The 1,266-nt window shown below is 38.5% G+C and carries 1 protein-coding gene and 1 pseudogene; one reads left to right on the forward strand and one right to left on the reverse strand.

The window, feature by feature from the left end:
* Positions 1-208: 208 nt before the first annotated feature.
* Complete coding sequence (locus B0169_RS19025) at positions 209-772, reverse strand: hypothetical protein (RefSeq protein WP_077288482.1); 564 nt, start codon at positions 770-772, stop codon at positions 209-211.
* 189 nt (positions 773-961) lie between these two features.
* On the opposite strand from B0169_RS19025, the pseudogene B0169_RS19030 reads away from it, so the two are divergent.
* Positions 962-1,162 (forward strand): annotated as a pseudogene (locus B0169_RS19030) (IS110 family transposase); the annotation flags it as partial.
* Positions 1,163-1,266 lie beyond the last annotated feature (104 nt).

The following is a 1,266-nucleotide window of genomic DNA, read 5'->3' on the forward strand; positions in this document are numbered from 1 at the left end:
CAACAAAAAAGTAAAGGAAAGCCGCACAATACTATTATAAGAGCACTGGCTTTTAAGTGGATAAGAATACTGTTTCGGTGTTGGAAAACGAAGACTGCGTATGATGAATCAACGTATTTCTAAGCCCTGAAACGTAAGGGTTCTCCCTTGTTGAAATATGCGATGGAAAGTAAGTTTTAGGACTTGCGGTCCACCTCAGGGCGTGTTGTTAGGTGCACTTTTTAGCACTGCACCTTATTAAATACTCTGCTTTAAACTGAGGTGCTTTTTGAACACCGTATCCGTTTAACCAAGTAGGAAATGCAAAAACAGAATTAGTAGGTAACTCAACTTCAATTTTTTTACCGTCAAAATCCAACGAACCCCTGATTGCCCAATAATAACCATTTGAGCCCCATGGATATTGAACCAACTTGGTAACTTTAACAATAGAACCTTTTGGCAATGGCGAAATAATAGAACGCTGTTTTTCAAATGCTAATGTAGTAAATAGCTTTTTATCCCATTCTTCTTTTGAAGCTAGGTACTCTTTGTAATTTATGGGTGTCTTAAAATTCTCATTACCCGAGTCAAATGCTTGAATACCAGTACACCACTCTGTTGACTGAACCGAAGCATTTACATCAGCGCAACGAGCCTCGTACAAATATCCATTTTTCGCAGTTTGGTAAAAAGATCCTACGACATTTTTAGCTATCGGTGCGTTGGATTTGTCGTGCACGACAATGCAACCGGATAATAACAAAACTATAAACATTACTAGAAATTTCAAATAAACCTCCTGTGCACCTAACGCCCAAATAACAGGCTAAGTAATGGTTGGCTAAAATTGTGTAGCGAAGCGAAACGTAGCCAACTGTTACGTGTCCTTGTTGATTTTCTTGATACTAATTGAGCCTTCTCCCCGAAGTCTAGCACTGAGCTAAACTTCAAGGCGACCAAACCAAAAGGAGAAAGCTCAATGAAATTCTATACTACTTTACATAAATATTATTGCGGAATCGATCTACATGCACGACTTTTATATGTTTGCAAACTTGATGAACATGGTAATAAAGTCGTTCATCAGAAAATAAAAGCCGATCCTCATCAGTTACACAAGCTACTCAAACCCTATATTGGACAGGTGGTGGTTGGGGTTGAGTGTATGCATTGCTGGTATAGCACTAACCAGCACTAAGGACACCCAACTCAATATTAACTAGCCCGTCGTGCTCAATAAAGCTTTTTAATATTAACAATGAGCACTCATCTTAATGAAAGTGA

It is taken from the genome of Cognaticolwellia aestuarii (genome assembly GCF_002000025.1).
Classification (GTDB): Bacteria; Pseudomonadota; Gammaproteobacteria; order Enterobacterales; family Alteromonadaceae; genus Cognaticolwellia; species Cognaticolwellia aestuarii.